At 67.1% G+C, this 20,341-nt stretch carries 16 protein-coding genes; 7 read left to right on the top strand and 9 right to left on the bottom strand.

Annotated elements, in window-relative coordinates; translation table 11 throughout:
- Positions 1-715: 715 nt before the first annotated feature.
- The 5 genes from secF to queA form a co-directional block, all read right to left on the bottom strand.
- Entirely contained in the window at positions 716-1,696 is a 981-nt protein-coding gene (gene secF, locus WDC87_RS12545; protein ID WP_049413603.1) for a protein translocase subunit SecF, read from the bottom strand.
- A 16-nt stretch (positions 1,697-1,712) separates the two neighbouring features.
- Complete coding sequence (gene secD, locus WDC87_RS12540) at positions 1,713-3,569, bottom strand: protein translocase subunit SecD (RefSeq protein ID WP_252744526.1); 1,857 nt, start codon at positions 3,567-3,569, stop codon at positions 1,713-1,715.
- Positions 3,570-3,629: 60 nt separating this feature from the next.
- Entirely contained in the window at positions 3,630-3,974 is a 345-nt protein-coding gene (gene yajC, locus WDC87_RS12535; protein ID WP_005416201.1) for a preprotein translocase subunit YajC, read from the bottom strand.
- A gap of 137 nt (positions 3,975-4,111) precedes the next feature.
- Positions 4,112-5,242: a tRNA guanosine(34) transglycosylase Tgt gene (gene tgt, locus WDC87_RS12530; protein ID WP_014646826.1), complete on the bottom strand. Its 1,131-nt coding sequence runs from the start codon at positions 5,240-5,242 to the stop codon at positions 4,112-4,114.
- Positions 5,243-5,371: 129 nt separating this feature from the next.
- Positions 5,372-6,439, bottom strand: a complete 1,068-nt coding sequence (gene queA / locus WDC87_RS12525) for a tRNA preQ1(34) S-adenosylmethionine ribosyltransferase-isomerase QueA (protein WP_252744699.1) — start codon at positions 6,437-6,439, stop codon at positions 5,372-5,374.
- A 210-nt stretch (positions 6,440-6,649) separates the two neighbouring features.
- Here queA and WDC87_RS12520 point away from each other — a divergent pair, with 210 nt between their 5' ends.
- Together WDC87_RS12520 and WDC87_RS12515 are read left to right on the top strand one after the other, a co-directional pair.
- Positions 6,650-8,146 carry an aminotransferase class III-fold pyridoxal phosphate-dependent enzyme gene (locus WDC87_RS12520; protein ID WP_252744700.1) on the top strand — a complete coding sequence of 499 codons (1,497 nt, stop codon included), beginning with the start codon at positions 6,650-6,652 and terminating at the stop codon, positions 8,144-8,146.
- 251 nt (positions 8,147-8,397) lie between these two features.
- Positions 8,398-8,991, top strand: a complete 594-nt coding sequence (locus tag WDC87_RS12515) for a TIGR00730 family Rossman fold protein (RefSeq protein ID WP_005416197.1) — start codon at positions 8,398-8,400, stop codon at positions 8,989-8,991.
- A gap of 19 nt (positions 8,992-9,010) precedes the next feature.
- On the opposite strand, the gene WDC87_RS12510 is transcribed toward WDC87_RS12515, so the two are convergent.
- Positions 9,011-11,851, bottom strand: coding sequence for an EAL domain-containing protein (locus tag WDC87_RS12510; RefSeq protein WP_088497659.1), 2,841 nt, complete (start codon positions 11,849-11,851; stop codon positions 9,011-9,013).
- Between the two features lie 247 nt (positions 11,852-12,098).
- Between WDC87_RS12510 and WDC87_RS12505 the strand changes: the two genes are divergently transcribed.
- The 5 genes from WDC87_RS12505 to WDC87_RS12485 all read left to right on the top strand — a co-directional run bounded on the left by WDC87_RS12505 (position 12,099) and on the right by WDC87_RS12485 (position 16,270).
- Positions 12,099-12,617: an RNA polymerase sigma factor gene (locus WDC87_RS12505; RefSeq protein ID WP_229298559.1), complete on the top strand. Its 519-nt coding sequence runs from the start codon at positions 12,099-12,101 to the stop codon at positions 12,615-12,617.
- Positions 12,614-13,603 carry a hypothetical protein gene (locus tag WDC87_RS12500; protein ID WP_072168298.1) on the top strand — a complete coding sequence of 330 codons (990 nt, stop codon included), beginning with the start codon at positions 12,614-12,616 and terminating at the stop codon, positions 13,601-13,603. Before WDC87_RS12505 ends, WDC87_RS12500 begins: the two co-directional genes overlap by 4 nt.
- Positions 13,604-13,643: 40 nt before the next feature.
- Entirely contained in the window at positions 13,644-14,240 is a 597-nt protein-coding gene (locus WDC87_RS12495; protein WP_252744701.1) for a YigZ family protein, read from the top strand.
- Positions 14,233-16,005 carry an ABC transporter transmembrane domain-containing protein gene (locus WDC87_RS12490; RefSeq protein WP_252744702.1) on the top strand — a complete coding sequence of 591 codons (1,773 nt, stop codon included), beginning with the start codon at positions 14,233-14,235 and terminating at the stop codon, positions 16,003-16,005. The genes WDC87_RS12495 and WDC87_RS12490 overlap by 8 nt, the downstream gene beginning before the upstream one ends.
- Before the next feature lie 70 nt (positions 16,006-16,075).
- Positions 16,076-16,270 (top strand): hypothetical protein, encoded by a 195-nt coding sequence (locus tag WDC87_RS12485; RefSeq protein ID WP_005416191.1) that lies wholly within the window; start codon positions 16,076-16,078, stop codon positions 16,268-16,270.
- Positions 16,271-16,529: 259 nt separating this feature from the next.
- Here WDC87_RS12485 and WDC87_RS12480 read toward each other — a convergent pair whose 3' ends face one another.
- The 3 genes from WDC87_RS12480 to WDC87_RS12470 form a co-directional block, all read right to left on the bottom strand.
- Entirely contained in the window at positions 16,530-17,654 is a 1,125-nt protein-coding gene (locus WDC87_RS12480) for a prephenate dehydrogenase (RefSeq protein ID WP_252744703.1), read from the bottom strand.
- Positions 17,651-18,559, bottom strand: coding sequence for a pyridoxal kinase (gene pdxY / locus WDC87_RS12475; RefSeq protein WP_252744704.1), 909 nt, complete (start codon positions 18,557-18,559; stop codon positions 17,651-17,653). Before pdxY ends, WDC87_RS12480 begins: the two co-directional genes overlap by 4 nt.
- A gap of 562 nt (positions 18,560-19,121) precedes the next feature.
- The gene (locus WDC87_RS12470; protein ID WP_072168302.1) at positions 19,122-20,321 is read right to left on the bottom strand and encodes an MFS transporter; all 1,200 of its coding nucleotides are present in this window, start codon (positions 20,319-20,321) and stop codon (positions 19,122-19,124) included.
- Between the last annotated feature and the right edge of the window lie 20 nt (positions 20,322-20,341).

Genomic DNA, 20,341 nt, shown 5'->3' with positions numbered 1-20,341 from the left:
GCAAGTCCCCCTCCGGGGCCCGGCCCAGCCGCTGGCGGCTGTGCGTTCGGGCGCTTGCGAAGCAGTGCTTCGCAAGCAAAGCGCCCTCACCCATGTAAGCTCGGTCGCCGCTTGCTCGTGTGCGCTGTCCTGCGCACACGGCAAGACCGGGGTTGGGCGTCCTGCCCAACCCGCCCGAGGCATGCCTCGGGCCCATGCGGCTCACGCCCCCCTCAACCGGACCCGCCCCGCCTTCGACAGTTCTCTGCGATCTGTCGGAACGGCATTCTGTTCTGGTGGGTGTCAACCTTGGTCGACACAGTAGATCCACGCCATGCGTGGATGACTCATTCGATATCTGACAGATGTGTCGACCAAGGTCGACACCTACCAACAGCCGCCGGAATCTGTCAGAGGTGGGGCGGTGGGGGGGGGGGGGGGGGGGGGGGGCCGGGGGGGGGGGGGCCCCCCCCCCCCCCCCCCCCCCCCCCCCCCCCCCCCCCCCCCCCCCCCCCCCCCCCCCCCCCCCCCCCCCCCTTTTTTTAATGAAACGCCCACCACCTAGATATACACCTCTCTATTGGGCGGCAGGGTAATATTTTTATAAGACAAAAATACACGGTGTTGGTGTTGCCGGCCCGGGCCCGGCACTACCGCGGGTGCAGGGCTGCAAGCCCTGCAAACAAAAAACCCCGCTTGCGCGGGGTTCTCTGTGTGTTGCGTGCAGCGCGAACGCTTACGGGCGACGGGCCAGGGCCTCGACGTCCTTCGCCTTCGGCAGCAGGTCCTGCTTGCTCACGCGCAGCACACCAATCGTCAGCATCGGCACCGCCACCAGGATCGAGGACAGCACCACGATCACCGCGCCGATCATGTGCGTCTCGGCCAGCCCTTCCATCGAGCTGCCACCGTACAGGTACAGGGCAAGCGCCGACAGGAAGAACATCACGGCAGTGATCACCGTACGCGACAGCGTCTGGTTGATTGAACGGTTCAGCACTTCCATCGAGTCCACGCGCAGGCTGCGGAAGTTCTCACGAACGCGGTCGAAGACCACGATGATGTCGTTGATCGCAAAGCCCATCACCGACAGCAGGCCGGCCAGCACGGTCAGGTCGAACTCACGGCCCAGCAGGGACACGTAAGCGACCGTCACGATCAGGTCGAACATCGCCACGATGCTGGCGGTGACCGCGAACTTCCACTCGAAGCGCACCGCGATGTAGATCAGGAAGCCGGCCAGCATGAAGATGGTGGCATACAGGCCATTCATCGCCAGGTCCTTGCCAATCTGCGGGCCCACGAACTCGTTGCGGAGCACGGTGGCCTGATTGTCGGCAGTGGACAACGCCTTCACCACGGCAGCGGCCGTGGCCTTGTCCTCGTGGGCGGCATCGCCGGTACCCGGAGCATGCTCGCCGTGCGGGGCCAGGCGGATCAGCAGGTCGGTGTTGCCACCGACGCTCTGCACCTGGGCGCCTTCGAAGCCACTCTGCTCGAGCTTGGTGCGGACCTGCTCAACATCCACCGCCTTGTCGAAGCGGGCTTCGATCAGGGTGCCGCCGGTGAAGTCCAGTGCGTAGTTGAAGCCTTTGATGCCGATGATGGCGACCGAGGCCAGGAACACCACGATGGTGACTGCCATGGCGACATGGCGCCAGCGCATGAAGTCGATCTTGGTGTCGTTCGGGAGGATGTGCAGCGGAAACAGTTTCATTGTGCGTGTCGTCCCGTCAGATGGCCACGTTCTGGAGCTTCTTGCGGCGGCCGTAGATCAGCGTCGCCAGCGCACGCGACACGGTGATCGCGGTGAACATGGAGGCGAAAATACCGATGATCATGGTCAGCGCGAAGCCCTTCAGCGGACCGGTACCGAATGCAAACAGCGCCACACCGACGATCAGGCCGGTCAGGTTGGCGTCGAGGATGGTGCCCGAGGCACGCTCGTAACCGGTCACGATCGCCGTCTTGCCCGGCACGCCGGCTCGCAGCTCTTCACGGATACGCTCGTTGATCAGCACGTTGGCGTCCACCGACAGGCCGACCGACAACGCCAGGCCGGCAAAGCCCGGCAGGGTCATGGTGGCACCGAACAGCGACATCACCGCCACTACGATCAGCAGGTTGAACAGCATCGCTGCCGAGGTGATCACACCGAACATGCGGTAGTACACGCTGAAGAACACCAGGGTGAACAGGAACGCGAACACCACCGCGCGCATGCCGTTCTTGACGTTCTCGGCGCCGAGGCTCGGGCCGACCACGCGCTCCTCGACGAAGTCCATCGGCGCAGCCAGCGAACCCGACTTCAGCAGCTTGGCCAGGTCTTCGGCTTCCTTCTTCTGCAGGCCGGTGGTCTGGAAGTTCTTGCCGAACACGCCGTTGATGTTGGCCACCGAGATCACTTCCTCGTTGACCTTGAAGCCACGCAATTCCTGGCCGTCGACGACGGTTACGGTTGGCACGCGCTCGGTGTAGACCACCGCCATCGGCTTGTTCACGTTGGCGCTGGTGAAGTCGAACATGCGCTGGCCACCGACGTTGTTCAGCGTCACGCTGACGGCCGGCGAGCCGCTGTTCGAATCGGTCACCGCCTGCGCACCGACCATCTGGTCGCCGGTGACGATCACGCGCTTGTTCAGCAGGATCGGGCCGCGGCCGTCACGCTGCTGGTAGACCTTCGCTTCCGGCGGAATGCGGCCGGAGTTGATGGCGTCCTGCGCATTGCCTTCAACCACCGCACGGTACTCCAGGGTGGCGGTGGCACCGATCATGCGCTTGGCTTCGGCGGTGTCCTGCACGCCCGGCAGCTGCACGACCACACGGTCGGCACCCTGGCGCTGGATGATCGGCTCGGCCACGCCGAGCTGGTTCACGCGGTTGCGCAGGGTGTTGATGTTCTGCTCGATGGCGCCGTTGGCGATCTGCGTGATCTCGGTCTCCGGCACGGTGACCGTGATGCGGTTGCCGCTGACGTCATAGCCGAGGGTCGGCTGCGCCTTGACCAGCGCGGCGCGGGCGCGCTGCGCGGCGTCATCGCCGGCGGATGGGCTCAGGTTGGCCACGATGCTGTTATCGGCGCGGCGTTCCACCGACTGGTAGGCGATGCGCGCGTCACGCAGGGTGCTGCGCACGTCTTCGGTATAGGCATCCAGGCGCTTGTCGAGGGCAGCCTTCTGGTCGACCTGCAGCACGAAATGCACGCCGCCCTGCAGGTCCAGGCCCAGCACCATCGGGCGACCGCCGAGGTTGGCCAGCCAGTCGGGCACGGTCGAAGCCAGGTTCAGCGCCACGGTGTACTTCTCGCCGACGGTGTCACGCAGGACGTCGCTGGCAGCGGACTGCGACTTCAGGTCCGACAGGCGGACGATCAGGCTTTCCCCTTCCTTTTCGGCACCGATGGTGGCGATGCCGGCCTTTTTCAGGTCGGCCAGCACACGGTCGCGCAGTGCATCGTCGATCTGCCCGCCACGGTTGGCGGTGATCTGGATGGCCGGGTCCTTCTGGTAGATGTTGGGCAGCGCATACAGCGCGCTGAGCGCCAGTACGATCAGGATGACGACGTACTTCCAGCGTGGAAATTCGAGCATTGCTTGGGTCCCGCGCGGCGCCACCCCGGCGCCGCGGTTGTGCTTCGGAAAGGGAGTGGCTTACTTGGCCGAATCCAGGGTGCCGGTCGGCAGCACGCTGCCGACAGCGCCCTTCTGCACGCGGATGCGCACGTTGTCGGCCACTTCGACGGTGATGAAGTGGTCGCCAATGTCGGTGACCTTGCCGGCGATGCCGCCGTTGGTCAGCACTTCATCGCCGCGCTTGATCTTCTCCAGCATGGCCTTGTGCTCCTTCTGCCGCTTCATCTGCGGGCGGATCATCAGGAAGTACATGATGGCGATCAGGATGATCGGGAACAGCAGCGTGGTCAGGCCCATGCCCTGCGGTTGGCCGCCGGCGGCCTGGGCGTGGGCGGCGGGAATCAGGAAAGCAAGCAGGTTCATCGTTGGTCCTTTGGTTGGGCGGCGCTCCCGTCCCTTGAGGGGGCGGGGGTGTCGACCGCGGATCTGGGTCAGCCTTGAAGTATGCCACGGCCCCGGGCGTTCGTCCTTGGGCCGTTCGGCAGGGGGGGGCGTCGGGGTTACAGCGGCGGGGCCACCGCTCCGCGTGCCGCGTAGAAGGACTCGCGGAAGGCCAGGAAGGTTCCCGCCTCGATCGCGGCACGGATGTCGGCCATGAGCTTTTCGTAATAGAACAGGTTGTGCAGGGTGCCCAGCATCGGCGCCAGCATCTCGTTGCAGCGGTCCAAGTGGCGCAGGTAGGACCGGGTGTAACCGCCGGTGCAGGCCACGCAGCCGCAGCCCGGCTCGATCGGGTCCATGTCCCGCGCGTACTGGGAATTGCGGATGCGAACGGTGCCGAACGAGGTGAAATAGTGGCCGTTGCGCGCATTACGGGTCGGCATCACGCAGTCGAACATGTCCACGCCGCGCGCCACGCCCTCGACCAGGTCCTCCGGCCGGCCCACGCCCATCAGGTAACGCGGGCGGTCGCCCGGCAGCTCCGGATCCAGGTGGTCGAGCATGGCATTGCGCTCGTGCTCCGGCTCGCCCACGGCCAGGCCGCCGATGGCGTAGCCGTCGAAGCCGATCGCCTGCAGGGCGTCGGCCGAGCGGCTGCGCAGGTCGGTGTGCACGCCCCCCTGGACGATGCCGAACAAGGCCGCGTCGTTGCCCAGCTCGTCATGCGCGTTGCGGCTGCGCTGGGCCCAGCGCAGGCTAAGCTCCATGGAACGGCGGGCAACGTCTTCGGTGGCCGGGTATGGGGTGCACTCGTCGAAGATCATCACGATGTCCGAATCGAGCACCTTCTGGATCTTCATGCTCTCCTCGGGACCGAGGAACACGCGGGCGCCGTCGGTGGGCGAGGCAAAGGTCACGCCCTGCTCGGTGATCTTGCGTCGATGGGCCAGCGAGAACACCTGGAAACCACCGGAGTCGGTCAGGATCGGGCCATCCCAGCGGCAGAAGCCGTGCAGCCCGCCGTGGTCGGCGATGATGTCCAGGCCCGGGCGCAGGTACAGGTGGAAGGTGTTGCCGAGGATGATCTCGGCGCCCAGCGCCCGCACCTGGTCCGGCAGGATGCCCTTGACCGAGCCATAGGTCCCCACCGGCATGAAGGCCGGCGTTTCCACCGTGCCACGCGGGAAGGTCAGGCGGCCGCGGCGGGCACGGCCGTCGCGGGTCTGGAGCTGGAACTGCAGTCGGGACATGGAGCGGTCATTCGGGCAAATAGTTGTCTATTGTCTCCCAAGAAGGCGTACGCACCAAGGTGCGCACCCACGCACCCATAAGTACCCCGGCTTCCCAGGCGCTCTGCCCTTCCAAGGTGCCCTGCCTGCTCAGCCCGCCTGCGGGAACAGCAGCATCGCGTCGCCGTAGCTGAAGAAGCGGTAGCGCTGCTCGATCGCGTGCTGGTAGGCCTCGAACACGCGGTCCTTGCCTGCAAACGCCGAGATCATCATCAGCAGCGTGCTTTCGGGCAGGTGGAAATTGGTCACCATCGCGTCGACGCTGCGTATGCGGTAGCCCGGGGTGATGAAGATCTGGGTCTCGCCGGCGAACGGCAGCAGTTCGCCATCGCGCATCGCGCTTTCCAGCGCGCGCACCACGGTGGTGCCGACGCCGATCACCCGGCCGCCGGCGGCGCGCGTGCGCCGCACCTGCTGCACCAGTTCGGCGCCGACGTTCAGCCACTCGCGGTGCATCACGTGGTCCTTCAGGTCATCGGCGCGTACCGGCTGGAAGGTGCCCGCGCCCACGTGCAGGGTGACGTGGCCGAACTCCACGCCCTTGTCCTTCAGCGCCGCCAGCAGTGGCTCGTCGAAATGCAGGCCGGCGGTCGGCGCCGCCACCGCGCCCACTTCGCGCGCGAACACGGTCTGGTAGCGCTCGCGGTCGTCCACGCCCGGTTCGCGCTGGATGTAGGGCGGCAACGGCAGGCGGCCGGCATGCAGCAGCCACTGCTCCAGCGACTCCGGCACATGGAACTGCAGCACGTAGAACTCGCCATCGCGGCCCAGCACCTCGGCTTCGCCACCGGCATCCAGCGCGATGCGGCTGCCGGCCTTCGGCGACTTGCTGGCGCCGACCTGCGCACGCGCCTGCTGAGCGCCGAGCAGGCGCTCGATCAGGATCTCCACGCGGCCGCCGCTGGCCTTCTGCCCGAACAGGCGCGCCGGAATCACGCGGGTGTCGTTGAACACCAGCAGGTCGCCCGGCTGCAGCAGCGACGGCAGGTCGCGCACCTGCAGGTCGGTGAAGGCACCGGGCGCCGGCGGTACCACCAGCAGGCGGCTGGCGGAACGTTCGGCCAGGGGAGCCTGCGCGATCAGTTCAGCCGGCAGGTCGTAATGGAAATCGGACTTCTTCAAGGCGGTGGGCGGCAACAGGTCGACAATGGCGCGCATTGTACGTCCAGCGTCTGCGAGCCGGCGCACTTCGCGGCGAACGTCGCGCAAAATGCTGCTATGCAGCAGGTTTCTGCGGGGTTATCGCGCAAAAAAACAAGTGCTAGCATCGAACCGGAAGTCCGCTGCAAGAGCCTGCCCCAAGCGCGCGTGATGACGCGCGTTTTGCTTTTGATGGCCCGTGCGACCCATTGTTTCAGGAGATCTGCAATGAGCTTCATCGAACGCCTCGCCCCCCTGCGCAACCAGCCCGGCACCCGCCTCACCACCGGCCTGGACGATGCCACCCTGACCGCCCTGTCCGCCAACCACCCGCAGCTGATCGCCGCAGTGGACGCCGCCGCCGAGGAATTCGCGCGCGTGCAGGCCGACCTGGGGCCGCTGCTGGCGCAGGACGAACAGGCACAGATCGACGCGATGCAGGACGGATTCGTCAATTTCTATGCCGATGACGCGGTAACCCCCTACGTGGCGCTGGCCGCGCGCGGCCCATGGGTGGTCACCCTGAAGGGCGCCGTGCTGTACGACGCCGGCGGCTACGGCATGCTCGGCTTCGGGCACACCCCGGACGCCGTGCTGGAAGCCATGGCGCGCCCACAGGTGATGGCCAACATCATGACCCCCAGCCTGTCGCAGCAGCGCTTCATCACCGCCCTGCGCGCCGAGATCGGCCACCGCCGTGGCGGCTGCCCGTTCGCCCGTTTCATGTGCCTGAATTCCGGCTCCGAAGCCGTCGGCCTGGCCGCGCGCATCGCCGACGTCAACGCCAAGCTGCAGACCGATCCGGGTGCACGTCACGCCGGCGCTGCGATCAAGCGCGTGGTGGTCAAGGGCAGCTTCCATGGCCGTACCGACCGCCCTGCCCTCTATTCGGATTCCAGCCGCAAGAGCTACATTCAGCACCTGGCCAGCTACCGGGGCGAGGACTCGGTGATCACCGTGGCGCCGTACGATGAGGCCGGCCTGCGCAAGGTGTTCGAGGATGCCGCGCGCAACCAGTGGTTCATCGAAGCGGTGTTCCTCGAACCGGTGATGGGCGAAGGTGACCCGGGCCGTTCGGTGCCGCCGTCGTTCTATGCCGTTGCCCGTGAGCTGACGCGTGCACACGGCAGCCTGCTGCTGCTGGACTCGATCCAGGCCGGCCTGCGTGCGCATGGCGTGCTGTCGGTGGTCGACTACCCGGGCTTCGAAGGGCTTGACCCGCCGGACATGGAGACCTACTCCAAGGCGCTCAACGCCGCGCAGTACCCGCTGTCGGTGCTGGCGGTGACCGAGCACGCCGCGCAGCTGTACCGCAAGGGCATCTACGGCAACACCATGACCAGCAATCCGCGTGCGCTGGACGTGGCCTGCGCCACCCTGGCCCAGCTGACCCCACAGGTACGCGCCAACATCGCCGAACGTGGTGCCGAGGCCGTGCGCAAGCTGGAACAGCTGAAGAACGAGCTGGGCGGGCTGATCACCAAGGTGCAGGGCACCGGGCTGCTGTTCTCCTGCGAGCTGGCCCCGCAGTTCAAGTGCTACGGCGCCAACTCCACCGAGGAATGGCTGCGCCAGCACGGCATCAACGTGATCCATGGCGGCGAAAACTCGCTGCGCTTCACCCCGCACTTCGGCATGGACAGCGAGGAGCTGGACCTGCTGGTGGGCATGGTCGGCCGCGCCCTGCGTGAAGGCCCGCGCCGCGAGCAGGCTGCGGCGGCGTAAGCCGCCGCTTGCGTAGAGCCAAAGGCAGCGGCAGGAGCCGCTGCCAACGTCGCTGGCGACGGCCCGAAGGGTGCCGGCCAGGACGACCGGCATAGCCCTTGCTCGGCTGGCCTTTGCCGCGATCTGAACGAAGAGCAGCCGAGCATGGCTCGGCTCTACAGAAGGGCTCATAATCCAAGGGCACCCCGTCTCTGACCGCCTTGCGGTCGGTGACGGGGCGTTTTCGTTTCCGGTCAAGAGACAGAAGATCCATGAAATCGATCTGTGTGTACTGTGGTTCCAACGCTGGCAGCAAGCCGGCCTACACCGAACGCGCCATTGCCCTGGGTGATCGCATCGCCCGCGATGGCCTGCGCCTGGTGTATGGCGGCGGCAACGTTGGCCTGATGGGCACCGTGGCCAACGCCGTGCTCGCCGCTGGCGGCGAGGTGACCGGCGTGATCCCGCGCCAGCTGGCCGACTGGGAAGTGGCCCACCGCGGCCTGACCGAACTGGAGATCGTCGGCTCGATGCATGAGCGCAAGTCGCGCATGTTCGACCTCGCCGATGGCTTCGTTGCCCTGCCCGGTGGCTTCGGCACCATGGAAGAGATCTTCGAGATGCTGACCTGGCGCCAGCTGGGCATCGGCAACAAGCCGTGCGCGTTCCTCGATGTGGAAGGTTTCTACGCGCCGCTGATCGGCATGATCGACCGCATGGTGGAAGAGCGTTTCCTGCATCCGGACCAGCGCCAGGACCTCTGGTACGGCTCGGACATCGAGGAAATGCTGGTGTGGATGCAGAACTACCAGCCGGCGCAGGCCTCGAAGTGGATCGACGAGAAACGTCGCTCGGCTCTGCGCTGAAGTGAACCGTCGCGGTGGCTCACGCCAGCGTCCGCGCCCACGGTGCGGGACGGCCCAGCAGGTAGCCCTGGCCATAGTCGCAACCGAGTTCGCGCAGTGTCTGCCGCTGCGCCTCGGTCTCGATGCCTTCGCCAATGGTTTCGATGCCCAGAGTGCGGGCCAGTGACAGCACGCCTTCGACCAGCGCGCGCGTGCTCTGCACTTCCGGCCCGTGCAGGCCGGCGATGAAACTCTGGTCGATCTTCAATGTACTGATCGGGAATCGGTGCAGGTAGGACAGCGCAGAGAAGCCGGTACCAAAGTCGTCCAGCTGCACCTGGATGCCACGCTCGCGCAGGCCCTGCAGGATGCGCAGCGTGTGCGGCGCATCGTCCAGCAGCGCGACCTCGGTAATCTCCAGCCGCAGCCGGCGCGGATCGGCGCCACACGCGTCGAGCAGGCCGAACAGGCGGTCGCTGAACTCGGCCGAGCGGAAATGGCGCGGCGAAACGTTCACCGAGACATAGCTCTGCCCACCTTCGGCCAGGCGCGCGATGACCTGCTCGTAGATCAGCCAGTCGACCTGTTCGATCAGGCCACTTTCTTCTCCCAGCTCCAGGAACGCGCCGGGCAACAGCAGGCCACGACGCTCGTGCTGCCAGCGGAGCAATGCCTCATGTCCCACCACTTCGCCATCGGACAGGCGCACGATCGGCTGGAAGAACGGAACGAAATCACGGTTGTTGATCGCGCGGCGCAGATCGGCTTCCAGGTCGAGGCTGCGCATGGCCTGTTCACGCATGTCCTCGTCGAAGATCGCGCAGCGGTCATGGCCCTGTGCCTTGGCCCGGTACATCGCCGCATCCGCATCACGCAGCAGTTCCTCGCCGGTACGGTAGCGCGGATTCCACAACGCGATACCCAGGCTGCCGGACGGGAACAGCTCGCGGCCGGCGATCCATATCGATTCCTGCAATGCCAGCAACAAGCGCTGGCCGAAATCCAGCGCCTGTGCCAGGCCCTGCGGGCATTGCAGCAGCACCGCGAATTCATCACCGCCCAGCCGTGCCACCACGTCATCGGCGCCGGCCATCGATACGATGCGCTTGGCGACCTCCACCAGCATGCGGTCACCCGCGGCGTGGCCGATGCTGTCGTTGACCAGCTTGAAGCGATCCAGGTCGAGGAACAGCACGGCGAACACCGGCCCACCCTCGCGCTTGGCCAGCGCCAGCGCATCCTGCAGGCGATCGAGCAGGTGCAGCCGGTTGGGCAGGCCGGTCAGCGCATCGTGCATGGCCTGATGGGTCAGGCGTTGCTCGGCCCGCAGGCGCTCGCCGATCTGGCCGAGCAACTTCTCGTTGACCTCGGCCAGCTCACGCGTGCGTTCATCCACGCGCTTTTCAAGTTCGGCATGCGCCAAACGCAGCCGTTGCTGGTCGCGCTGGCGCGCCAACCCGGTTCCGATGTTCTGCGCAACGAACGTCAGCAGCCGCTGATCGTGCACGCTGAACGTACTGTTCTCGCTGTAACTCTGCACCACGATCGCACCGACCACCTCGTCATCGCGCAGCAGCGGCACGCCCAGCCAGCAATGCGAGCGCGCGCCGGATTCACGCACCTCGCCACTGGCCAGCAGCGCATCGATCTGGGCGCGTGAGGCCAGTAGGGGCCGCCGGTTGCGCACCACGTATTCGGTCAGGCCGCGACTGAACGGACGAGGTGCACGGCTGGCATTGTGCTCGTCCACCGAATAGACGAAGTCCAGGCCGTTGCCGCTTCCGTTCACCAGCGCGATATAGAAGTTGCGCGCATCGAGCAGGCGCCCGACCACGCCATGCACCTGCCCGTAGAACTGGGCCAGGCTGTCGGCCGACATCGCCATTTCGGCAATGTTGTACAGCGCGGTCTGCAGTTGCTCGGCGCGCCGGCGCTCCGCCACTTCATCCTGCAGGCTGCGGTTGGCACGCTGCAGTTCCAGCGTGCGCCGCTCCACCTGTTGCTCCAGCCGGACCTGCGCCTGGCGCCGATCCATCGCAGTCTGCACGTGCTGCGCGACAAAGCCCAGCAACGCCCGCTCGGCCTCGCCATAACGGGCCGCCAGCTCATAGCTCTGCACCACGATTGCGCCGCATACCCGGCCATCGCGCAGCATCGGCACACCCAGCCAGTCCAGGCTCTCGGGGCCACGCTGCGGGTCGTGCTCCTGCTCGACCACGCGTGCCAGAAGTTCGCGCGAGGGTCCGCTGAGCGGCTTGCCGTGGCGCAGCAGCGCGACGGTCAGGCTGCGCGGCATCTCGGCGGCGTCATGGCTCTGCGACGGGTCGGCGACGAAATCGTCGACCTGGTCGGCGAAGTACAGGAAGCGGATCTGGTCACGCACATCATCGTACTCAACGATGTAGCAGTTCTCCGCATACATCAGCGTGCCGAGCACGCCGTGCACGTGACGCAGCATCTCCGACATCTCCAGATCGGCGCCGGCCAGATCGGCGATCTGGAACAGCGCCTGCTGCAACCGTTCAGCCTCTTCCAGCGCCTTGATCTGCCCGGCCTGGCGGCCACGCTGCAGTGCCAGTTCCATGGCCTGACGGGCCAGCCCCCACCACGCCGCGGAAGGCACGGCGCCTTCCACCGACAGCTGCAGGCGTGCACCGTCATGTTCCCAGCCATGGCAGCCGTCGCCGATGCCCGGCGCAGTGAACGCGCCTGCCGCCCCATCGGCCGGCCACCCGTCCTGACCCCGCCCGAGCTGCGGGTCGTCCCAGCCGACGCGGACCACAGCCGTTTCCGGCAAAAGCGCATGCAACGCGCGCACCAGCGCCGTGCTCAGCACGGCCTCGTGTGGTGGCTCTTCCGCCGGTTCAGCATGCGTGGACAAATGACAATCTCTTGGCGCCGTCTATGCGTCGCCTCCCCTGAGCCGACGAGCATAGCGCGCCACCCGGGGGGCAATGGAAGCCCGTAAACCCCGAATCGTGCGCCCGTACGTTTTTCCTGCTGTCCGCAGCCCCTTCCGAGCCATGACCCTCGCCCTGCCCGCCCCTGCCACCGGCTATGCGCCATCGCCTGCAGGCCTTACCCTGTACGCCGTGGAAGCCAGCGCACTGCCAACCGATGAAGCCTTGATGCTGGCCTGGGCCGGCGGCGACCTGCACGCGTTCGAAAGCCTGTATGCGCGCCATCGCAAACGACTGTTCGGCTTCCTGCTGCGCCAACTGCGCGACAACGCGCTGGCCGAGGAGATCTTCCAGGACGTCTGGCAGCGGGTGATCAGCGCCCGTGCCGGGTGGCAGCCCGAAGCGGCGTTCAGCACCTGGCTGTTCCGCATCGCCCACAACCGCCTGAACGACCATTGGCGCGCCGCCCGCCATCGCCCTGCCGCGCCGGCCGACGCCGACCTGCGCCTGGCCGCGATCGAGGACGGGCAGACCCCGGAAGCCGAACTTTCCGAATTCGAACAACGTCGCCGCATCCAGCTGGCGATGGAGCAATTGCCGCCAGAGCAGCGCGAAGTGCTGCAATTGCGGCTGGATCAGGAACTGAGCCTGGAGGAGATCGGCCAGATCACCGGCGTAGGCCGGGAAACCGTGAAATCGCGGCTGCGCTATGCGATGGACAAGCTGCGTGCGGGATTGAACGCATGAACCGAGACGAACCGCTGACGCCGGAAGAACGCGAGCTGGCCCGGCTGCTCGGCCGTCGCGCCGAGCAGGCACCACCGGCCGCACTGGACGCCGCCATCCTGGCTGCGGCGCGTGCCGCCGTGGACGCTCCGGGTACAGATGTTGCCGCCTCTCCCGAGGCGCCGCGCAAGCAGCGCACAGGCCCGCGTTGGCCAGCGGTGTTCGGCATCGCCGCTTCGATGGTGTTCGCCATCGGCATCGCCTGGCAGCTGCGTCCTGAACCGCCGCCGGTTCCGGCGGGCGAGACTGCTGTTGCCGCAGCACCGGCTGCGGCAGAAGACGTCGCGACTGCCGATCAGGCCGCTGGAAGTGGTTCGGCCCACAGCGCAGTGGCGGTTGCGGAACCAGCCGCTGCGCCGGCAGCACCCGAGTCCGCCCCTGTTTCCGCTGCCCCGGCACCGGCCATCGCGCGTGCGCACAAGCCTGCGCCGGCCAAGACCGCTGAAGTGCCGGCCCAGGCCGCACGATCCATGGCTGCGGATGCGGCCGCCGACACCTCCTTTACGACGCTCCCGCCCGCTCCGGCTGCAGCACCGCCCGCGCCACCTGCACCGACCGCCTACTCGGCACCCGCACCGGCATTCGCGCCAGCAGCGTCCGGGGCAATGAAAGCACGCACGGCGGCGGCACCGGCAGCCAATGCCACCGAGGCCGAGCGGGCGCAGGCGCTGGATCGGGTGGAGATCACCTCGATGAAGCGTGAGGCGCCCAGCCGTTCCGCACCGGGCGTCATGCGCCGCGGCAGCGATGCGGGCCTGAGCGCGGATGCCGTGCAGGCCGAGGTGGACGCAGACGCGCGACTGCCGCGCCGGCAGTGGCTGCAGAAAATCCGCGCGCGTCGCGACGACGGCCAGCGCGATCTGGCCCGCGCCAGCCTGGAGCGCTACGTCCAGCAGTATCCGGAAGCCCGCCTGCCGCGCGACCTGCGCCCGTTGCTGGACGACTGAAGCAGAACGTGATCTCCGGCGACCCCGTAGAATAACGGGAATGCTCGATACCCTCGCCCAGCCTGTCAGCCACACGCTGGAAGTCAAACACAGTCGTTTCATCGCCCATGCTGCGCCGATCGACAGCGCCGCAGCGGCCATGGCGATCCTGCAGCAGGTTGCAGCAGCCGACGCGACCCACAACTGCTGGGCCTACCGGTACGGCCAGGACTACCGCTCCAGCGACGATGGCGAGCCCGCCGGAACGGCCGGACGACCGATCCTGGCGGCGATCGATGGCCAGGGGTGCGACCGCGTGATGGTGGTGGTGACGCGCTGGTTCGGCGGCATCAAGCTGGGCGCCGGTGGACTGGTGCGCGCCTACGGTGGCGCTGCCGCCGAGTGCCTGCGCACCGCCCCCCGCCTGCCCCTGGTGGCGATGGCCCGGCTGCAGCTGCTGGCCGGCTTCGAGGACCTGGGCATCCTGCACGCCACCCTGCCCGCCTTCGGCGCCGGGAGACTCGATGAACAGTTCGATGCCAACGGCGTGTGCCTGCGGGCCGAATTGCCGGCCGATCAGGTCGATGCATTGAAAATCCGCCTGCGCGACGCCACCCGTGACCGTATCCGCATACAAGACGACACCCAGGATGACTGACAAGGACGACGCCCCTGCCTCGACCCCGCCGCTGCGCCGCCTCGGCAGCCTGCGGACGTTGTGGCCGTTCGTGCGCCGCCACAGCGGGTTGTTCACCGCCTGGCTGCTGGCCCTGGCGGTCTCTTCGGCCGCCACGCTGAGCCTGCCCCCCGCCGTGAAGCAGATGATCGACCACGGCTTCACCAGCGGTGGCCAGATCAACCGTGCCTTCGCCCTGCTGATGCTGGTGGCGGTGGTGCTGGCACTGGCGACGGCCGCACGGTTCTTCTTCGTGTCGCTGCTGGGCGAGAAGGTCGTCGCCGACCTGCGCAGCCGCCTGTATGCACACCTGATCCAACTCGGCGCCGGTTTCCACGACCGCAGCCGCAGCGGCGAACTGGTCTCGCGCCTGACCGCCGACAGCGAACTGCTGCGCAGCGTGGTCGGCTCGACCATGTCGGTCGCCCTGCGCAGCAGCGTCACCGTGGTCGGCAGCCTGGCGATGCTGTTCGTCACCAGCCCGCGGCTGGCCGCGTGGTCACTGCTCGGCATCCCGCTGGCGGTGCTGCCGATCATCATCGGCGCGCGCAAGCTGCGCACGGTTGCGCGCAGCAGCCAGGACCGCATCGCCGATGCCAACAGCCTGGCCAGCGAGACGCTGGGCGCCGTGCGCACGGTGCAGGCGCATGCGCGCGAGCCCTATGAGCGCCGGCGCTTTGACAAGGCGCTGGGCGATGCCATCGGTGCCGCACGCCGGCGCATCGGTGCGCAATCGCTGGTTACCGCCAGCGCCATCCTGCTGGTATTTGGCGCCATCGTTGGCGTGTTGTGGCTGGGCGCGCACGATGTCATCGACGGCCGCCTCAGTGCCGGCACGCTGGGCCAGTTCGTGTTGTACGCGCTGATCGGCGGCGGCTCGGTAGGCGCCCTGGCCGAAGTGTGGAACGAGCTGCAGCGTGCGGCCGGTGGCATGGGCCGTATCAGCGAGCTGCTGCAGGAAGACATCGAGATCCGTGCGCCGGCGCAGCCGCACGCACTGCCGCAACCGCTACGCGGCGAAATCCAGTTCGACGACGTGGTGTTCCACTACCCGCAGCGCCCGGACCAGGCCGCGCTGGACCACTTCAATCTGCATGTGCGCCCGGGTGAGACCGTGGCCCTGGTCGGCCCGTCGGGCGCAGGCAAGAGCACGGTGCTGTCGATGCTGCTGCGCTTCCACGATCCGGCCAGCGGCCGCATCTGCGTGGATGGCATCGACGTGCGCCAGGTCGATCCGGCCGAGCTGCGCGCGCAGCTGGCACTGGTACCGCAGCAGCCGACGCTGTTCGCAGCCAGTGCACGCGACAACATCCGCTACGGCAGGCTGCAGGCCAGCGACGCCGAGGTCGAGGACGCCGCACGTGCAGCAGAGGCCGATGGCTTCCTGCGGGCATTGCCGCAAGGCTACGACAGTGAGCTGGGCGAACGCGGTGCGCGCCTGTCCGGTGGCCAGCAACAGCGCGTGGCGATCGCCCGCGCGTTGCTGAAGAATGCGCCGATCCTGCTGCTGGACGAAGCCACCAGCGCGCTGGATGCGCAGAGCGAGCATGGCGTGCAGCAGGCACTTGAGCGGCTGATGGCCGGTCGCACCACGCTGGTCATCGCCCACCGCCTGGCCACCGTGCTCAAGGCCGACCGCATCGTGGTGATGGACCAGGGCCGTATCGTCGCCGAAGGTACCCATGCGCAGCTGCTGGCCGAAGGCGGACTGTACGCTGAACTGGCACGACTGCAGTTCATCGATTGATGACGGCCGGCTAACATCGGCAAGACCAAGCTGGCCGCGCACCCGCAGCATCCGCTGAAGGAGGTACGCGATGTCGTTCCGTCAGTTCCCCGCCGTCGACAGTAATGGCGAAAGCCACATCATCATCGAATTCAAGCCCGAGGCGAACGGCAGCGGGCACCACTCCGAAGCCACGCCGCGCTATGAGCTGGATGACGGGCGCCAGCTGGTGCGCAATGGACGCGAGTTCACCACCAGTGGTGGTGAACTGCGGTTGACGATTTGAGGTTCGCCGGGCATGGCCCGGCGCTACCGCATTCGTGCTGCTCCGCGCTCGCGCTACCGGATCTCCATCCTCCGCTCTGGTAGGTGTCGACCTGGGTCGACACGCTTGTCGCCAAAAGGAGTCGAGCATGGCTCGACCCAACAAAGAAGCGTGGCCAATTTTTCGCCAGGTATCTTGACAGCCTTTGCCAGCAAGGGCTGAGCGAGGTTATCCACACATTTGCTCAGGATCCATCCACACCACCTGTGGATGAATGTGGTCAGCCGAGCACCCGCCCGATGCCGCTGGCATCCACTTCCGCAGCCGCCCGGGTGATCGCGGCCGGATCACTGCCGGCGATGAACCCGATGCGGAAGTGCACTTCGCCGCCGGGCGTACGTGAGGAATGGATCGAGGCCAGGCTGATGCGATGCTGCTCGAATACATTCAGCAGCTCACGCAGCGAGCCCGGCCGGTCTTCCGGCAGGTGCACCGACAGCGCGTTGCGCTCGGTCAGATCGGCCAGCAGATAGCCCACGCGTTCGAACGTATAGTTGCCGTCCGCCAGCGCCTGCTCACCGAAAGCACTGCGATTGGCCGACAGGAGCTGCTCGCGGAAGGCATCACGTGCACCGTCGTCCCCCTGCCCGACCTGCGCCTGCAGGGCCTGCAGCTGGCCCACCAGCCGCTCCAGCATCGGCGCCACATACGGGTTGCCGAACTGGATGTCTTCGTAGATCGCCGGGTTGAGCGACAGGATGCGCGAAATGATCGCCGTATCCAGCTCGAACGATGCCGAACGGTACGGCATCATCGCAGCCAGATCGCCCAGCTGCGGCTGGTACTGGCGCAACACGCCGGCCTGGGCCAGATGGGTGGCATGCACCATCGCCTGCACCAGCGCCATCATCTGGTCGTGGTGCTGCGGCGTGGCCCGCACGCACTCGGCCTGCAGCGCGGCGCACAGCGTATCGACCCACGCCTGCCAGAGCTGCAGCCGCGCTTCGCAGACCACCATCACCCGCCCCTTCAGGGTCGGCGCCTTCGGTGGTGCGGTCATCGGGTGCAGGCCAACCACTTCGGCCTGCGAGGCCAGCATCGCCTGCACCGGCGCCTCCTTTACCGAGGTCACATCCAGCCACAGCCTGCCCTGCTCGCGGCCCGCCGATTGCCGCACGTACTCGGCGATCAACGTCGGCGTGTGCCGGATCGGTGCCGAGAACACCAGCACATCGGCCTGCGCCAGCAGGTGTTCCGGCGTGTGCGAACCTGGGTCGGCCGGATCGTGGCCGATCACCTGCAGCTGCAGGTGCTGCTGGAAGAAGCGGGTCAGCCAGCGCCCGTAGGCGCCAGCGCTGCCGATGATGCCGACCGTGCGCGGCGTGCGTGGGTCCAGGCCGCTCATGCCACGCGTTCGGCGCGGAAGCGCATTCCTTCGGCCAGCGCCGCCGGCGCGGCGGCGACCACGTCGAATTCCTCGAAGCCGTTGTCCAGGGTCGCCTCCAGCGCCGCATGGGTGCCGGCAATCGCACGCGAAATCGCCTGCTGCATCGATTCGCCGCGCAGCAGGAACGACACCACCAGCGACATCAGCACATCGCCGGTACCGGCCACGTCCACCGGCAGCAGCGGCGAGGTCCAGCGCCAGGTTTCCTCGCGGCCGACGGCCAGGGTCACCAGTTCACCCGGGGTGCCGCCCACGCTGTGCGCGATCACCCAATGCGGGCCGCGATCCAGCAGCGTGCGCGCGGCGGCGAGGGCATCGGCCTCGGCCAGCGCCGGCATGCCGGTCAGGCGATTCAGTTCGAAAGCGTTGGGCGTCACCAGCCAGGCATGCGGCAGCAGGCGCTCGGCGAAGATCGCTTCCAGCCCGGGTTCCACGTAGGGGCCGGTGTGCGTGTCGCCAATCACCGGGTCCAGGCAATAGCGCAGCTGCGGGCAGCCCGGCAGGATGTCGTCCAGCCAGTCTGCGAAGGCGGCACCGTTGGCGGTGCTGCCGAAGTAGCCGGAGACCAGCATCTTCGCCCGCTGCGGCAGGCCGCGTTCGTGGGTGCCCAGCAGCAGGTCGGCGAACCAGTCAGCCGGCAGCACGCGGCCACGCGTGGTGTCGTAGAACGGCGCGTTGCTGAGAAGCACCGTCGGAATGCTTGCCACGCGCACGCCCAGCGCGCGCATCGGCGGTACGGCAGCGCCGTTGCCGGCGTGGCCGTAGACAAGTTGCGACTGGACCGAGATGACATCGATCGGCGACGGGCCGTCGGGCCGCTGGCGGCGGCCGTGGACCAGGTGGTTATCAAGGGATTCGCTCATGGTCGCATTCTACGCCCAAGGGGGTTTTCGGCAGGGCTTGCAGCCCTGCACATGCCGAAGCTGCAAGTAACGGCAACGGCAAAAGCGAGCTATCCGTGGGGAAGCGGGGCGGTGTCGGAATGCGGGGACGCCGCAAGTACGTCCCTGTAGGCTTGGCAGCCGCATCCATGCGGCTGACACCCCGCACTCCGACACCGCCCCGCCTTCGACAGGTTCACGCGGCTGTTGGTAACTGCGGCTGTTGGTGGGTGTCGACCTTGGTAGACACATCTGTCAGAATTCAATTGAATTCATCCACGCATGCCATGGGTCTACGGTGTCGACCAAGGTCGACACCTACCAGACCAGTACACCGTACCGACAAATCGCAGGAAACTGTCGAAGGCGGGGTGGGTCGGGTTGCGGGGGCGTGAGCGGCATGGATGGCGCGACCGAGCCTGCAGGGACGTATTCACGGCGTCCCCCGCAACCGGACCCACCCCGCCAATCCACGGATAGCGCGCTTCGGCTGTTGCCGTTGCCTCTGCGGGTGCAGGGCTGCAAGCCCTGCAACCCAACCCCCTCAGCGAGCAGCAGGCCGCGACGGCGGCAGCCACGCCGCCACGATGCCCAGCAACGGCAGGAACGCGGTCAGCTGGTAGACGTACTCGATGCTGGTCCTGTCCGCCAACAGGCCGAGCACGGCGGCACCCAGCCCGCCCATACCGAACGCGAAACCGAAGAACAGGCCGGACACCATGCCGATGCGGTGCGGCATCATCTCCTGCGCGTACACCACGATGGCCGAGAATGCCGAGGACAGCACGAAGCCGATCAGTACCGCGAGCACCGTGGTCCACAGCAGATCGGCATGCGGCAGCATCAACGCAAACGGCGCCACGCCGAGGATCGAGGTCCAGATGATCGGCTTGCGGCCGATCCGGTCACCCAACGGGCCGCCGAGGAAGCCGCCAGCGGCGGACGCCACCAGGAACGCGAACAGGTGCAGCTGCGCCTGCGCCACCGGGATGCCGAAATGGTGGATCAGGTAGAAGGTGAAGTAGCTGCCGATGCTGGCCATGTAGAAGTACTTGCTGAAGATCAGCACCAGCAGGATCGCCAGCACCTTGGCCACCGTGCGTGGTGGATGGCGCGGCGCCATCGAGGCGGTACTGGCTGGGCGCGGCGTGCCCAGATGCAGCGCGTACCAGCGGCCGACATAGGTCAGCAGCGCGATGCCGATCAGGGCCGCGCCTGCGAACCACGACGCGGCATGCTGGCCGTACGGCACGATCACTGCCGCCGCAATCAGGGGGCCCAACGCGGTACCGAAATTGCCCCCCACCTGGAACACCGACTGCGCGAAGCCATGACGGCCGCCCGAGGCGAGCCGCGCGATGCGCGAGGCCTCCGGATGGAAGATCGCCGAGCCGATGCCGACCATTGCCGCTGCCAGCAGCACCATCGCGTAGTTCGGTGCGAAGCCGAGCAGCAGCATGCCGCACAAGGTCGAGGCCATGCCGATCGGTAGCGAATACGGTGCCGGGCGGCGGTCGGTGGCTACACCGATCAACGGCTGGAAGATCGACGCAGTGAGCTGATAGGTCAACGTGATCAGGCCGATCTGGGTGAAGCTGAGACTGAAGCCACCCTTGATCACCGGATAGATGGCCAGGATCAGCGACTGCATCATGTCGTTGACGACGTGCGAGGTGGAAATGGCGGCCAGCACGCCGGGGGCCGCCGGGCGTGAGGTCGTTGCGGGAGAAGCCAGGGTCGACATGGACGCAGTCAGGTTGGGGG

Source organism: Stenotrophomonas maltophilia group sp. Smal12, from assembly GCF_037079935.1.
In the GTDB taxonomy this organism is placed as follows: Bacteria; Pseudomonadota; Gammaproteobacteria; order Xanthomonadales; family Xanthomonadaceae; genus Stenotrophomonas; species Stenotrophomonas sepilia.
The sequence above is the reverse complement of the archived record's forward strand: the minus strand, read 5'-3'. Positions and strand labels throughout refer to the sequence as shown.

What these genes read in the sequence shown, in the direction of transcription:
- secF (WP_049413603.1), bottom strand. Translation starts at nt 1,696, where the DNA reads ATGAAACTGTTTCCGCTGCACATCCTCCCGAACGACACCAAGATCGAC.
- secD (WP_252744526.1), bottom strand. Translation starts at nt 3,569, where the DNA reads ATGCTCGAATTTCCACGCTGGAAGTACGTCGTCATCCTGATCGTACTG.
- yajC (WP_005416201.1), bottom strand. Translation starts at nt 3,974, where the DNA reads ATGAACCTGCTTGCTTTCCTGATTCCCGCCGCCCACGCCCAGGCCGCC.
- tgt (WP_014646826.1), bottom strand. Translation starts at nt 5,242, where the DNA reads ATGTCCCGACTGCAGTTCCAGCTCCAGACCCGCGACGGCCGTGCCCGC.
- queA (WP_252744699.1), bottom strand. Translation starts at nt 6,439, where the DNA reads ATGCGCGCCATTGTCGACCTGTTGCCGCCCACCGCCTTGAAGAAGTCC.
- WDC87_RS12520 (WP_252744700.1), top strand. Translation starts at nt 6,650, where the DNA reads ATGAGCTTCATCGAACGCCTCGCCCCCCTGCGCAACCAGCCCGGCACC.
- WDC87_RS12515 (WP_005416197.1), top strand. Translation starts at nt 8,398, where the DNA reads ATGAAATCGATCTGTGTGTACTGTGGTTCCAACGCTGGCAGCAAGCCG.
- WDC87_RS12505 (WP_229298559.1), top strand. Translation starts at nt 12,099, where the DNA reads ATGCTGGCCTGGGCCGGCGGCGACCTGCACGCGTTCGAAAGCCTGTAT.
- WDC87_RS12500 (WP_072168298.1), top strand. Translation starts at nt 12,614, where the DNA reads ATGAACCGAGACGAACCGCTGACGCCGGAAGAACGCGAGCTGGCCCGG.
- WDC87_RS12495 (WP_252744701.1), top strand. Translation starts at nt 13,644, where the DNA reads ATGCTCGATACCCTCGCCCAGCCTGTCAGCCACACGCTGGAAGTCAAA.
- WDC87_RS12490 (WP_252744702.1), top strand. Translation starts at nt 14,233, where the DNA reads ATGACTGACAAGGACGACGCCCCTGCCTCGACCCCGCCGCTGCGCCGC.
- WDC87_RS12485 (WP_005416191.1), top strand. Translation starts at nt 16,076, where the DNA reads ATGTCGTTCCGTCAGTTCCCCGCCGTCGACAGTAATGGCGAAAGCCAC.
- WDC87_RS12480 (WP_252744703.1), bottom strand. Translation starts at nt 17,654, where the DNA reads ATGAGCGGCCTGGACCCACGCACGCCGCGCACGGTCGGCATCATCGGC.
- pdxY (WP_252744704.1), bottom strand. Translation starts at nt 18,559, where the DNA reads ATGAGCGAATCCCTTGATAACCACCTGGTCCACGGCCGCCGCCAGCGG.
- WDC87_RS12470 (WP_072168302.1), bottom strand. Translation starts at nt 20,321, where the DNA reads ATGTCGACCCTGGCTTCTCCCGCAACGACCTCACGCCCGGCGGCCCCC.